General features: G+C 67.5%; 13 protein-coding genes. 7 read left to right on the top strand and 6 right to left on the bottom strand.

Annotated features, from left to right (window positions below):
• The first annotated feature begins 185 nt into the window (after window positions 1–185).
• The gene (locus ACZ7L9_RS37800) at window positions 186–707 is read left to right on the top strand and encodes a CBS domain-containing protein (RefSeq protein ID WP_471422051.1); all 522 of its coding nucleotides are present in this window, start codon (window positions 186–188) and stop codon (window positions 705–707) included.
• A 1066-nt stretch (window positions 708–1773) separates the two neighbouring features.
• Here the strand turns inward: ACZ7L9_RS37800 and ACZ7L9_RS37795 are convergent.
• From ACZ7L9_RS37795 to ACZ7L9_RS37785, 3 genes are all read right to left on the bottom strand, one after another.
• Window positions 1774–2088: a 2Fe-2S iron-sulfur cluster-binding protein gene (locus ACZ7L9_RS37795; RefSeq protein WP_471422050.1), complete on the bottom strand. Its 315-nt coding sequence runs from the start codon at window positions 2086–2088 to the stop codon at window positions 1774–1776.
• Between the two features lie 146 nt (window positions 2089–2234).
• Window positions 2235–3515, bottom strand: a complete 1281-nt coding sequence (locus tag ACZ7L9_RS37790; RefSeq protein ID WP_471422049.1) for an ISAs1 family transposase — start codon at window positions 3513–3515, stop codon at window positions 2235–2237.
• Window positions 3516–3522: 7 nt separating this feature from the next.
• On the bottom strand, window positions 3523–4023 hold the full coding sequence (locus ACZ7L9_RS37785; protein ID WP_471422048.1) for a GNAT family N-acetyltransferase: 501 nt from the start codon (window positions 4021–4023) through the stop codon (window positions 3523–3525).
• Window positions 4024–4155: 132 nt separating this feature from the next.
• Between ACZ7L9_RS37785 and ACZ7L9_RS37780 the strand changes: the two genes are divergently transcribed.
• Window positions 4156–4878 carry an ArsR/SmtB family transcription factor gene (locus tag ACZ7L9_RS37780; RefSeq protein WP_471422047.1) on the top strand — a complete coding sequence of 241 codons (723 nt, stop codon included), beginning with the start codon at window positions 4156–4158 and terminating at the stop codon, window positions 4876–4878.
• Window positions 4879–5177: 299 nt separating this feature from the next.
• Here the strand turns inward: ACZ7L9_RS37780 and ACZ7L9_RS37775 are convergent, their stop codons facing one another.
• The gene (locus ACZ7L9_RS37775; protein ID WP_471422046.1) at window positions 5178–5303 is read right to left on the bottom strand and encodes a hypothetical protein; all 126 of its coding nucleotides are present in this window, start codon (window positions 5301–5303) and stop codon (window positions 5178–5180) included.
• Between the two features lie 244 nt (window positions 5304–5547).
• Here ACZ7L9_RS37775 and ACZ7L9_RS37770 point away from each other — a divergent pair, with 244 nt between their 5' ends.
• On the top strand, window positions 5548–6420 hold the full coding sequence (locus tag ACZ7L9_RS37770) for a CBS domain-containing protein (RefSeq protein ID WP_471422045.1): 873 nt from the start codon (window positions 5548–5550) through the stop codon (window positions 6418–6420).
• A gap of 531 nt (window positions 6421–6951) precedes the next feature.
• Here ACZ7L9_RS37770 and ACZ7L9_RS37765 read toward each other — a convergent pair.
• Window positions 6952–7161, bottom strand: a complete 210-nt coding sequence (locus tag ACZ7L9_RS37765) for a hypothetical protein (RefSeq protein ID WP_471422044.1) — start codon at window positions 7159–7161, stop codon at window positions 6952–6954.
• An 83-nt stretch (window positions 7162–7244) separates the two neighbouring features.
• On the opposite strand from ACZ7L9_RS37765, the gene ACZ7L9_RS37760 reads away from it, so the two are divergent.
• On the top strand, window positions 7245–7661 hold the full coding sequence (locus ACZ7L9_RS37760; protein ID WP_471422053.1) for a Mu transposase domain-containing protein: 417 nt from the start codon (window positions 7245–7247) through the stop codon (window positions 7659–7661).
• 149 nt (window positions 7662–7810) lie between these two features.
• Here ACZ7L9_RS37760 and ACZ7L9_RS37755 read toward each other — a convergent pair whose 3' ends face one another.
• Window positions 7811–7909 (bottom strand): helix-turn-helix domain-containing protein, encoded by a 99-nt coding sequence (locus tag ACZ7L9_RS37755; protein WP_471422052.1) that lies wholly within the window; start codon window positions 7907–7909, stop codon window positions 7811–7813.
• 638 nt (window positions 7910–8547) lie between these two features.
• Here ACZ7L9_RS37755 and ACZ7L9_RS37750 point away from each other — a divergent pair.
• The 3 genes from ACZ7L9_RS37750 to ACZ7L9_RS37740 all read left to right on the top strand — a co-directional run bounded on the left by ACZ7L9_RS37750 (window position 8548) and on the right by ACZ7L9_RS37740 (window position 12808).
• Complete coding sequence (locus ACZ7L9_RS37750; protein ID WP_471422043.1) at window positions 8548–9426, top strand: TnsA-like heteromeric transposase endonuclease subunit; 879 nt, start codon at window positions 8548–8550, stop codon at window positions 9424–9426.
• 2 nt (window positions 9427–9428) lie between these two features.
• On the top strand, window positions 9429–11735 hold the full coding sequence (locus ACZ7L9_RS37745) for a transposase (RefSeq protein ID WP_471422042.1): 2307 nt from the start codon (window positions 9429–9431) through the stop codon (window positions 11733–11735).
• A gap of 89 nt (window positions 11736–11824) precedes the next feature.
• The gene (locus ACZ7L9_RS37740) at window positions 11825–12808 is read left to right on the top strand and encodes an AAA family ATPase (RefSeq protein WP_471422041.1); all 984 of its coding nucleotides are present in this window, start codon (window positions 11825–11827) and stop codon (window positions 12806–12808) included.
• The last annotated feature ends 72 nt before the right edge of the window (window positions 12809–12880 follow it).

Below are 12880 nucleotides of genomic sequence, written 5' to 3'. Positions count from 1 at the left end.
GGAGGCGCTGGACACCCTTGCCGGACTGCTCACCACCCGCGAGACCGTCGACGGATCCGTGGTCCTCGACGTACTCCAACAGCAACAGCAACAGCGGTCGGACGACCACCACACCGCGGCGAATGGGAAGCCGACGTCTTCCCCGTGTCGCCGCGGCGACGCCGGCAAAGAAGAAGGAGGCGACCATGGAGGAGCAGCAGCCGCGGGCGGTCCACGGTGAACAGGAGGTCTTGGCGCGGACGGTCGCTGCCGTGATGCGCACCGCTGTGGTCACGATCGATGTCGACGAAACCGTGCTCGTGGCCTGGGAGCTGCTGGAGCGATCCGGCTCCCGGCACATTCCGGACGGTCGCTGTGCCGGCCTGCTGGCCAGCGCCGACGTGGCGGTCGTCTGTGCGGCACCGACCGCCTCGCTGTCCGGCCTGCGCGTGGGCGACCTCCTGCCCGCCCGCAGGTCGGCGCTCGTACATGTCGAGCAGACCGTACGCCACGCAGCCGACCTCATGAGCTATACCGAAGCCGACGCCCTGCCGGTGCTGGAGGAAGACGGGCGTCTCGCCGGGGTGCTGACCGCCGCCGACATCGTCGCGGCCCTCGCCGGTCGTCCGGTGCAGAAGGAACCCGCCGACACGCAGGCGCGGGCCCCGTCCACGGTGTTGCCTGGGCTCCCGCCTCGGCGGGGCTACCGTGGAACGGCGGTGCCCTGAGTGGCCACCTCTGGGCTGAGGCGCGCTTACCGAGGTGACACCGTCCACCGGCGAATAGCGACTCGGAATGGCAAGGTCAGGAAGCGTAGCCGCGACGAGCTGCGAGGGTGTGGCAACCTCGTGGCGCGGAACAGAGCACAGGGATGGGACTGATGGCAACAGGCACGGTCAAGTAGTTCAATGCCGACAAGGGGTTCGCGGTCGTCCCCGGCGCCACCCACCTCTTCGAGGAACCCGGTGCCCTGGAGAAGGTCACCGATCTGGCCCGTGACTGGTTCACCGACCACATGGCCCCGGTTCCCCATGGGGCGGCCTGAGGCTGAACGCGCGCTCCGGTCACAGGCGGGTGCTCAGGCGGGACGAGGGGCATGTGCGGCCCAGGTATGGCCATAGGCACGGCGGGGGCGCACGGGGGCGGGAAGCCGTGCTTGGGAACGCGGCCCGATAGCCGTCCAGGTTCGACAGGTAGCGGTTGGCCGCAGGTGGCAGCGCCGCCAGCCCGAGCGCTGGGCGATGGTTGCGGCGCAGGCGCAACCGTGTGGGCGACGACCTCCGGCGAAGCCGCGTCGCGACGGGACCGCGCGCCTATGCGAGTCCCTCCGCGAGTGGTCCGAGGGCCAGTGCGGGCAGAAAGTTGAGCAGGGTGTTTGTAAGCATGTGTTCCGGCCCCACCGCACGGACGGAAAGTGGCCCCAGTCGTTCGGTCCAGTTCGAACGAAAAGACGCAGCTACAGGGGGTGGTGAGTGCGCCGCGTCGAACGTGCGAGTGGAGCCAAAACAGGTCCGTACACCGGGGCCAACTGAGGTGCTTACAGACAAGCAGGGCCAGGATCAGCGCGACACCGGTGGTCAGGGTGCCTGTGGTGTGGGTGTTGCTGGTGTAGGCGTAGATCAGCTCGGTGAGGCCATGCGGCCCGGGGTTGCTCGTTCGTCCATGCACACCACCTCGTGATCGTTCGGCTGTGAGTCGTGGGTCCTGTCCTGGGACTGCGGCTGTTACCGGCATCGTCGGTGAGGGCCGGGGCAGCAGGGCGGAGGCGATGAGCTCCACCGGTTCCCGGCGCAGTTACCGCAGATCGTCGGTGGCGGACTCAACGCGGACGCTGGACGCGGCTAGGGCCACGCAGGCGGTCGCGATCCGGCCGTCGGCCCGTACGAGACATGTACGGCAGGAGCCGGCCGGGCTGAGCCGGTCATCTGAGCAGAACGCGGGCAGCTCGATCCCGGCGATCCGCACGGCCGCGAGCCGGGAGGCTCCCTCGGGCACGTCGATGCCGGTGCCATCGACCTCGATTCCGTCATGGGTTCCATCCCGCCAGTCGGCCTCCGTAGGCGCGGGCGAGGCTGGGCACGGCAGGTGGACCGCCGCCCGAAGGCGCACAGGCTCGCTTCGGCCGTGACATGCGACAGTCGTTTCCACTCATGTCCGGGCGGAGTGCCAGCGGACGACAATCCGTGCCTCGGCGCGAGCCCACGCGGCAGGGTGAGCAGCAGGGCCCCGGGGAGAGTCGCGTTCGCCCGATTTGATCATGGAATCCCGTGGATGGCGAGGGTGGCTGCGGGGTGGGTGTGGGCTCGTCGGCCGCTGGCGATGTTGGCCCATCCGGAGTGGTGGAGGGTAGCGCGGGCGAGGTCGCGCAGGGCGCTCATGACGGCAGGGGTGCGGTGGCGGCGGATCTGGCTGGAGTCCTCGGTGAAGGTTACGTCTTTGGTCCAATGGACGGTGTTCTCGATGATCCAGTGGCCGCGCGCCCAGGCGGCGATTTCAGCGGGAGATGCCTGGTGGGCAGCGAGATCGGTGACGGCGTAGACAGTCTCGGTCTGCCACTTCGATGTGCCGATTCGGCGGCGTTTGCGGTGGATGCGAACAACCTGGCGGGCGTGAGGGAACAGCAGACCGTCCACGCTCACCACCTTCACCTCGCGGACCTCTTCGCGACCATGTCCGCGGTCGCGGGAACGGTTGAGAACCGGCGCGTGCTTCCAGGGCAGACTCGTCAACTGGCGTGCCAGGGTGGGCTGGTTGTTCTTCACCGACAGCAGGTAGTGGGCCTTGCGTTCCTCGACGAGGTAGCGGGCGTGGCTCGTCTGGGCGTGCAGGGCGTCGACGGTGACGACGGAGCCGGTCAGGTCCTGATCACCGATGGTGTCCAGCAGCGGGATGAACTCGGGTATTTCGTTGGTCTTCGCACCGATCTCGCGCAGAGCAACGGTCAACCCATCGTGGTGGCGCACGGCGGTCAGGACGAAGACGCGACTGCCGTCCGGGCGGACCGCGCCGCGCAGGCATTTGCCGTCCACGGCGAAAGCAGCACGACGCGGTCGCGGCCGGTCCGTCTCGCGCCGGACGGTGCGGTGGGCGCGGCGCTGTTCGCGCTCAACGCTCCCGTCCGGGTCGGTTGCGCTCACCGGGTGGGGCTGGAGTGTGGTGAGCCTGGTGAAACCGGCGGCGGTGAGTGCCGCGGGGTCGACACGGGCGAACACATCGCGCAGGGTGCGTTCGCCCGGCGCCCGAAACCGTCCGGTGAAGGGATCGAAGGGGCAGCCCAGCCGGGCGAGTACATCCTGGTCGCAGCGGCGTACCCACTCGGCAATAGCGGTCAGAGAGTTGTGACCGGCGCTGGTGAGAGCGCACACGCCGACCGCGGGCAACGTCGCCAGCCGGAACCGCACCCCGCGCGGATTGCGCGGATCGGGCACCCGGGCCAGTGCGTCGAGCAGCCCGGACGGGACCACTGTCCCGGACCGCGACGCCCCGCACGCGGTCGGTGGCAGAGCGGACGGGAAGGATGATGGTGCAACGAGCACGGCGACGTTACCGCGACCGAACTGGTTCGCTGGTCGGAGCGGCGAGTTCTTTGGTCATGAAGACGCGGCTGGTGCCCGGCGGGTCGCAGGGCACCTCTCCCAGACGCTTCCACCCTTGTTTCTCGTAGAAGCCGGGGGCCTGGAAGGTGATCGTATAGAGCACGGCCGTGCGGCAGCCGCGGGCGTGGGCCTCGTTCTCGGCCTGCTCAAGGATCTCTGTTCCCAGCCCACTGCCGCGCAGGCGGGGCGGCAGGTAGAAGAGGTCGAGGAAGAACAACCCGAGAGAGGTACGCCCGGTCAGCCCGCCGACCACCTGGCGCGTCTCGGGATCATGGACCAGGACGGACAGAGGTCTGCGGTCCGCGATTCCCGTGTGCTCGGTGTTGAAGCGGTCCAGCGCGTCCGAGATCACCGCGATGTCCGCCGGGGTGGGAGCGTCGGTGACCATAAGGTCCCTCTGGGGCCCGGGATGGTGGGATGAGGTGTCGGTCGTGTCGGATGCGGTCATGGTTGCTCCAGTGCGTGCGCGGAGGCGGCACGGCCTCGCGGGCGGATAAAGGTGCGGGGCCGGTGAGCCCTGCGCGCGTACCGACGGTAGGGCGGGGACGCTTCGACGGACGTCGAAGGGACGTCGGCGACAATGGGCACCGTGGACATTCAGCGCGCAGGTCAGGATGTGGGTGTGGACCTGGCGGGCGTGGCCAGGCTGCTGGCCGACGGCACCCGGGCCGCCTTCTGCCTGGCATTGCTCGACGGCCGGGCGTGGACGGCGAACGAGCTCGCGCGTTATGCCGGCATCGCACCGTCTACCGCGACCTCGCATCTGAACCTGCTCGTGAACGGCGGACTCCTCGTCGAGGAGCGGCACGGACGCCATCGCTATGTACGGGTGGCCGACCGCAGGGTGATCGAGCTGATCGAGAGCCTTGCCGCGCTGGCTCCCCAGCGCAGCGCCCCACCGAGTTCGCTCGCGGCCTCCGGCCGGCAGCAGGCACTGGCCCGTGCGCGGCTGTGCTACGACCACCTGGCCGGAACCGTCGCGCTGGCGATCACCGACGCGATGGTCGAGCGCGGGCTGCTGGAGTGGGGTCCCGAGCCGGGCCTGACCGGCAAGGGCGCCCTCTGGCTTGCCGAGGCCGGTATAACGGTGCCCGCCGGCTCACGCCGACCACCGGTGCGCGCATGCCTTGACTGGACCGAGCGCCGTCCCCACCTGGCCGGCGCCGTGGGCGCCGCCCTGTGCGCCCACGCACTCGCCACCGGATGGATGACGCGCATCGGCACCACCCGCGCTCTCCTCGTGACGCCCGCCGGCCGCCGAGCATGGCACGACCACCTCGGCCTGCCGCCCGCTGAACTCTGATCCTGCGGCGGTCGTCGACCACGCACACCCAGCCGACCCCCCAGGAGTCGGCAAGGCGACTGCTGTCCGGCGCGCACTCGACACCCTCCTGATCAATAAGCGCCGCGCTCGTGCTGAGTCCGAGTCAGACCCACGCCCGTGACCAAGTAGGGCGAACAGGACTCTCCCCGGGGCCCTGGGGTGAGCAGGCACCGCAGCTTTCGGTGGCGGCTAACTGCCAGATGTGCGTCAGCACTTCCTCGGGTGCGCGAAGCACGCCAGAGCCGAACCTTCCAGCACCCGCTCTGGATCCGCCTCCATCAACAGCCGGTGGGCGTACGAGCCGCCTCGGAGCGGATCAGCGCCGCCTGCTCCCTGGACACCCACGAGACCGGCAGGGGCGGCTCCAGCTCAGTCGCCAGCTCCGCCGCACGGTCTGCGGGCACACCTGTGACGGCTGCGCTCGGAGTGTCTGTGGGGCGGAATCTTGCGAGGCGGTCCCGGAACCTCACCAAGACAGTTCTCCTGTCCTTCGCCCCTCCTCCAGTTTCACCGCCTGATGGCCGTCTGTCGTTTCCTGTCCTGTCGGGGCCGTCCGTCAGCCCGCACGGGCCGACTGGCCCTTGCGGCCGGCCTCAGCAGCGGAAGACTGGGAACGCAGGTCGGCTCGGCCAGAGTGAGGAGCCCACCATGACTGAGCGCGAGAACATCGCGGCAGGTGCCGAAGCCCGCCGCGCGGTGCCGGGAAAGGTATGGAGGCCCGACGAACCACTACGGCAGGACATGCTGTTGCGCTACCTTGGCACGGTGGCCAGGGTGTCCGCCAAGCAAGCGGCGAGACGGCGCCCGCCCGCACCCGAGTCGGCTCCATCGGGGCGGGTGAAGGAGTCCGCCGAGCCCGTGTCCGGTGCCGAACCCGCGCCTCTGCTGGTCTGTGACGTCATGGACGTACCGGCTGCATCGGTGCACGGAGACATGCCGTTCCTGGACATCGCCCGGACCCTGACCCGTGAACACGTCGGGTCCCTGCCAGTGGTCGACACCGACGACCGAGTAATGGGTGTGGTGTCGGAGTCCGACCTGCTGGCGAAGGCCGCGGTCGAGGCGTCCGGATACGAACCGGGCGCGATCGGCCGGCTGAGGGAACGGCGGCTGCACGACAAGGCCCGTGCCGAGACCGCCGAGACGCTGATGACCTCTCCGGCCGTCACCGTGTTCCCTGATTCGACCGTCGCCGAAGCCACCTGGCTCGTGTCCCTGTCGCGTCTCAAGCGCCTGCCGGTGACGGACCACGAGGGCCGCCTGATCGGTACCGTGCACAGGAACACACTGCTCAACGCGCTGATACGCGATGATGCCGGAATTCGCGAGGAGATTGAGTCGAGAATTCTCACCGAAGACTTCCCAGCTGCGCGGAACACCGTCGAGGTCACCGTGCTCAACGGCGTGGTGGACGTCAGTGGCCGGATAGCGGAAGCCGATGTCCCGCAGCTCCTCGCGGAAATCAAGGACATCGACGACGTGACCGAAGTGATCGATCGCCTGACCCCTGTCACAGGGTGACGCCGGAGTCCCGACTTCCGTCGGCGGCACGCAGCTCTTCTACCCGCTCGGCAGTCTCTACTACCTCATCTCGGCTTTCTCGCACTGGACTCGGAATGGGGCCATCGGGTCGTACGAAGAAAGGCTGCTCCATCTTCAGACCAGATGGGCTCATTACCGGAAAAACCTGCCTGATCAATCATCGCTCTTCAACTTCCCCGACATCACCCCGATGCTGTACAAGTTCTCCGATGGCGCGTAGCAGATGGCTGCGCTGTGCGCCGAAGGACTGACTGCCTATTCAAAGCAGTTCAACTTGAATGCCTCCGGAAAGGAGGTCCCATTCGTATGGGAAAGGTTCTTTGAGTGGTTCTGGGACGATCAGGCGAACGCCTGACCCCCGGTCAGGGCCCCGCGCGGCGGAGAACCTCCCAGATGCCCCGCCGCCTTACTGTTCCGCCGAGTTCGCTTCATCGGCTGCTGCAGCTCTGAACCGCCGTCTCGTCCAGGCAAACTTCGCTCCTGAACCCGTGGGTTCGTCACGACAACCCTTCAGAATTCACGAACCCGCGGACGTTTGGATTTTCGGCGTTCTACTGCACGCTTGGTGAGGAAGGCGCCTACGAAAAGGTCGGCGTCGAGCACGAGGGCAGGCGGTTCCGTCGCAAGCACCTGGTCCCGCCGCCCGAGGTCGAGTCGCTGGCCGAGCTGAACGAGCGCCTCGCGGCGATCGGCGTCGCCGAGGATGCCCGGCACGTCCACGGTCGACCGACCTCGATCGGCTTCGACTTCGACTTCGAGCAGGAACGGCCCTTGCTGCGGCCGCTGCCCGCGGACGGCTATGACTGCGGGATCGACCTGCGCTGGCGCACCGCAATGGCCGGGTCACCGTCCGCCAGTGCTACTACTCGGTGCCAGCGAAGTTCATCGGCCTGAAGGTACGGGTGAAGCTGCGGGTGAATGAGCTGTCGATCCACGACGGCCGTCACGTCGTGGCCCGCCATCCGAGACTGACCCGCCGCTACACCTTCCACGACGTCCTGGACCACTACCTGGAGATCCTGCTGGTCAAGCCCGGTGCTTTCGCGGGGGCATCTGCTCTCGCGCAGAGATCCTCGCCCAGTACGCGGCCCTGGACGACCCTATCCGCCGCCTGCCCGTCGGCGAGCGACTGGAGGGGTATCTGCTGCGGGTGGCCAGGCAGCAGTTCACTTGGCAGGAGGACGACTTCTCCGAGCTCGCCCGCAGCGTCGCCCTCCTGATGCAGACGGAGCCGAGCAAGCCGTTGGAGGTCCTGACCGACGGCTGGGAGCAGGAGCTGTTTTTGACAGTCGCACCAGTTCCGAGGCCGCGACCTGCTCCCGCGGATCCGTGCCGTACAGATCAAGCAGGTCAAGGATGTCGCGTTCCTTCAGGGGGACCTGCCGCACTCGAGCCGGCCGATCTTGGACTCGTGGCACCGGATGTGCCCCGCTGCCTCTGCGGGGGAAAGACCGGCTGCTTCACGCAGCCGGATGGTCGTGGACCGATGGTCGACCTGGTGCTTTGCACGGCTTGCGACTTGAAGCGTCAGATGGGGTGCTCCGGTCCGGCGCAGTCGTGCCCGGGGAGCGTGGCGGTCTGCTCATAGAGTGCTCGCAGTCGTTCGACGGAGAGACCTGGAAGACCGGTCTCCGCAGCGAAACGGCGCAGATGTACGTCTACGGCTACCTGGGATCGGCCGACAAGGTTGCCGATGCAGCTGGGGTGCTACACCGGCGTTGAAAGCCACTGCTCCTGAACAGGCATCAGGGCAGTTGGAATTCCGGATGGGGAGATCATCTTCAATCCCTCGAAAGAGTGCGGCGTCGACCGCCTTCATGCTCGCCGTTGGCGGCCCGCAGTGTCGTGACGACGGTTTCTCCAGCGGGTCTCGTGCCGATTCGGCCGACTACGGATCACGCGCCCCGTACGGCGGGCGCTGGCGCCGGCACGTGCCCGCAGCGCGCGCGGGCATCGCGAATCTGGGCTCCTGATCCCGTGATCAGCTCCCTACTAGCACACATCCTCGCCGCACACCTTTGGTCCTATGAAACGAGTTGCACCGCTGCAGCGCGGTTCACGATGATGCTGGAAACTGCCTGCCGCACCACTGCGAGTACAAGACACATGGCGCCCCAGTACCTTCTGCGCGATGCCGTATCGACGCCCACATCCGTCACTTCGCTGTGGTCGGACGTCTCGGGACTGACCGATCTGGCCCGCACCCACACCATCTCAGAACATGCGGTTTCCCACCTGGTCAAGCCTCCGGACTGGAGCTCCAGATGGACGACTTCTTGGCGTTTCGGACGTGACCCGGTCAGCTTCTCGGTGAGAGACCTGCACCAGGTGGACATGCTGTCCAGCATGCCGATGCGGCGTTTCACCTGGCGCACGGGGCAATGGCACCGGCCGGGTCTCGAGTACTTGGTCAGTACTCGACGCCACCACGGGTTCGAGAGTTTCGAAGAAGAACTGCTCCTGCTCAGCGCGGACTTCTCGGGGATCCTGCTGGAAGCGCTGGCGCAGCCGTTTCGCATGTACTTCGATACCGTCGAAGGAACCGTGGAACACACGCCCGACTTTCTGTTGCTCATGAAGGGCGTCCCGCTCCTGGTCGATGTCCGTCCCGCGCAACGGATCTGCTTCGAGGACGAGGTCAAGTTCGCGGCCAGTGCGGAAGTGGCACTGGCTGCGGGCTGGAACTACGCGGTGGTGACGGGCTGGTGCGATCACGCAGTGAGCTTGGTCGACTCCTTCTCCGCGGGCCGCAGAGAGCTCTGCGACCCGCTGGGCCTGCAGCGTCAGTTGTTGTCCGCAGCGGCTGAGGGACCTCAGTCCTTCGGTGAACTGGTGGAGCGCTGCAGCCTCCCGGCGGTGGGCCGGGCTCACGCTGTCCATCTGCTCTGGCATCGCCGTCTCGGCGTGGAGATGTCGGGACCGCTCAGGGACGCCAGTGCCGTGCGCCTGTCCGCGGTACGCCGCCCGGCGCTGGGACGTTGGTGACCATGACGACCTGGGATCTCTCGGTGGGCAGTGAGCTCATCGTCAACGGCACCCCCTGGTGGGTGGAGAAGTTCCAGCCCGAGGCGGGGAAGATCGTCCTTCACCAGCCGGAGGGGGCGCCGTGGCAGACGACGGTGCGGGAGCTGATGCATCACCCGGCGGTGCGTCCGTCCACACGCACGCGCAAAGACCTTCCGGCTGCCTCTCGTGGGCGCCAGCCGAAGTCCATGCTCGATCTGCCGACGGACAAGCGCACACTGGCCATGCGGCGTGTGGAGCACTTGCGCGAGGTCGAAAGCGGGTACCGCAGCGGCGATCCCCTCCGGCCTCTGCCCGGGGAGCCGAAACCCGCCTACGACCCGGACGCCACCACGCTCACCCAACGTCGCCACGCCAAAGTCCGGGAGCTGCGCCAGGCCACCGTCGCCTATCCGCATCGAGCAGCCGAAGAGCGGCTGGACAAGGTCAGCTACCGCACCCTGGTCCGCTGGGATCTGGGCGTGCGCAGGTTCGGGCCGGTGGGGTGCGCCGATGACCGGTGGCTGCGTGAAGCGACGGGGCACCGCATCACGCCCGCGGTACGCGAGGCGATCTTGGCCGTGCGCCACGAGACACTGCACCGGTCCAAGCTCACCGGCAAGGACCGCGAGCGGCTGATCCATCAGTACGTGCGAGAGGAGTTCGGGGAGGAGGAGGAAGAGAAGATCCCGGGCTACGAAACACTGCGGGTGTTGTGGCGGGAGTGGTTCGGATCCTCAGGGGCCCGTCAGCGCTATGCGGTGTCGGCTGCCCGGGCTCAGGCGGTGGCCACCGGCCGGCACGTCGTGGTCAGCCGCCCGGGCCAGGTCGTGGCACTCGACACGACGATCCTGCCCGTCAAGGTACTCGAGAACATCTTCGGCGATCCGGTGTCCGTGCACCTGTCACTGGCACTCGACGTCTACACGCACTCGATCGTCGCGTTCCGGCTCACGCTCGTCTCGGACACGTCGGTGGACATCGCCATGATCCTGCGCGATGTGATGATGCCCCTGCCCATGCGCCCCGACTGGGGCGAGGACATGGAATGGGCCTATCCCGGGGTTCCCAGCACCGTGGTCACCGAGTTCGCCGACCACAAGACCGCTGGGCTGCCGTTCTTCTCACCCGAGACCGTCACCACCGACCACGGTTCCGTCTACAAGAATCATCACCTCGTCGAAGTGCAGCGTGTGATCGGCGCGAACATCCGCCCCAGCCGTGTCCTGCGGCCGACGGACAAGCAGGCCGTGGAGCGGGCCTTTGGGGCCATCCAGTCGCTGCTGTTTCGGATCCTCCCGGGGTTCCAGGGGATCGACGCGGCGGACCGCGGGCGCGATCCGGAAGCCGACGCGTGCCTGACCGTCGCCGAGATGGAACACTTCATCGCCACCTGGATCGTGCGGATCTGGCAGAACCGCCGGTTCGGGTCCTACGCCCCGAGCTGGGACCCGCTGGGGGATCACAGCCCGAACTCTCTGTTCGCTGCCTCCATGGCACAGGGAGGCTTCGCCCTGCAGATCCCCTCCGCTGATCTCTACTACCAGCTGCTTCCCCAGCACCGCGTGATGATCCATGGCCGGCGAGGGGTGAAGATCAGGAACCTGTGGTATGACGGGCCTGCTCTTGAGGACTGGCGTTTCCGCAGGTCGGGCCGGGGCGGGGTGGCGAAGAACAGGTACGTCTTCCACCGGGATCCGCGTGATCCGTGCTTCGTGTACTTCCAGGATCCGCTGACCCATGAGTGGCACCAGCTGCGCTGGGTGGGGCTGCCGGAGGAGGGGCGGGCGCCCGCCTTCAGCGACGCGCGTGTACGGCAGGTCTTGCGGGATCTGCGGTCGCAAGGGCTCACCCCGAAGTCGGACAAGGATCTCCTGCCGCTTCTGCTGGACCTGATCGGGTCCAAGGTGCCTGTGGAACAGTGGCCTACCCAGCTGACCAAAGCTCAGCGCATCGAGATCGCGCGGGAGGAGGCGCAGGCGGCCGCAGCCGCAGCGGACCGGCCCCGCACACTCCCGGCGGACTGGAAGCCCGCCCCGCCGGTGCCGCGTCAGAGCCAGCCGGCCGACAACGTCGTCGAGCTGCCGTGGCAGCGGCGCGTCGAGCAGGGCCAGGCCGCGATCGACACCGAACGCCGCCGGCGCCGTGAAGCAGGGGTACACCAGGCCGCCCTCTCATCCCCCCTCAGCCAGCGGCTGCGCGGAACCAGCCTCATGGACCTCCTCGACGAGGACGAGGACAAGGACCCTCACGCCCCCACCGACCCCCATGACGTTGAACAGAACCGGTGACAGTGTCCAGTGCCTCACGTGTCCCTGCCCCGTCGTTCCTGCCCGGGCCGCCGATCGATCGCACCCGGGTGGAGGGGTGGCAGCGATGGGTGAGCACCCGTGACGAGTTTGTTCCCGCCCCTGTCATCAGCAGCAGCCAGTACCTGCAGCTGTCTCCACGACGCCGCCGTCTGCACGATCTGCACCGTCTGGCCACGCACAGCAGCCTGCCGGTATTGAGCACTCCGATGAGTGATGTGGTGGCGTGGCTGGTCAAAGCCCGCATCGAGGACGGCGCCTACAGCCACAAGACCGGCATCCGCACCGGGGTGATGGTCAACGGCGGCGGCGCGCAGGGCAAGACGGAGACCGTGTGCGCGGCCCTTGCAGCGTTCGAGTCCGAGTGGCTGGAAGTCAACGAGTACATGAACCCGCAGGCCATGGCCGGGACCAGGGACCTGCTGGCCCCGGTCGCGTATGTGCGATGCCCGGTGAAAGCCACGCCCGTGTCCACCTGCCAGCGCATCCTCGACTTCTACGGCGAGGACTACAAGAACATGCGCCAGGAGGACCTGATCCGTACGGTCAATGCCGCGATCGCCTCGCACGCCACCAAGGCGTTGGTGATCGACGACATCACCCGGCTCAAGCTGCACCGTGAGAGCGACCAGGACGTCCTGGACCTGCTTCTGGAAGTGATGAGTATGTCCGTCACCCTCATCCTGGTCGGTGTCGGGATCCCGGTCTCCGGTCTGCTGCGCCGCGGCCGTTTCGACGCGGCGACCCGGCAGTGGGTCATCCCTCCGGTCAGGGACCGCGGCCGCAGCCCCAACCCGGAGGCCGCAACCCAACACGAGAGACGGTTCGAGATGATCGAGCTCAAGCCGTTCAGCTACGACTCACCCGCTGACATCAGCGCCTGGGACAACCACCTGAGGTCCGTGGAGCAGAACCTGCGTCTGATGAACGACACCGAGGGGATGCTGCGCACCGGCTCCATGCCTGAGTATCTGTTCAGTCGCACCAACGGTGTGGTCGGGCTGCTGGAGAAACTGATCCAGCGCGGCTGCCGGCTACTGAACTTGATTGGGTGATGTCGGGCCGTTCGCCTGACAGCGGCTGAGTCGGGTCGGTAGCTGTGGGGTGTGAGATACGCGCAGGGCGGC

This window comes from Streptomyces sp. NPDC111516 (assembly GCF_055635345.1).
Note: the sequence above shows the minus strand (reverse complement) of the source record. Positions and strands in the feature narration are given on the sequence as shown.

What these genes read in the sequence shown, in the direction of transcription:
- ACZ7L9_RS37785 (WP_471422048.1), bottom strand. Translation starts at nt 4,023, where the DNA reads ATGACCGCATCCGACACGACCGACACCTCATCCCACCATCCCGGGCCC.
- ACZ7L9_RS37800 (WP_471422051.1), top strand. Translation starts at nt 186, where the DNA reads ATGGAGGAGCAGCAGCCGCGGGCGGTCCACGGTGAACAGGAGGTCTTG.
- ACZ7L9_RS37745 (WP_471422042.1), top strand. Translation starts at nt 9,429, where the DNA reads ATGACGACCTGGGATCTCTCGGTGGGCAGTGAGCTCATCGTCAACGGC.
- ACZ7L9_RS37780 (WP_471422047.1), top strand. Translation starts at nt 4,156, where the DNA reads ATGGGCACCGTGGACATTCAGCGCGCAGGTCAGGATGTGGGTGTGGAC.
- ACZ7L9_RS37770 (WP_471422045.1), top strand. Translation starts at nt 5,548, where the DNA reads ATGACTGAGCGCGAGAACATCGCGGCAGGTGCCGAAGCCCGCCGCGCG.
- ACZ7L9_RS37750 (WP_471422043.1), top strand. Translation starts at nt 8,548, where the DNA reads ATGGCGCCCCAGTACCTTCTGCGCGATGCCGTATCGACGCCCACATCC.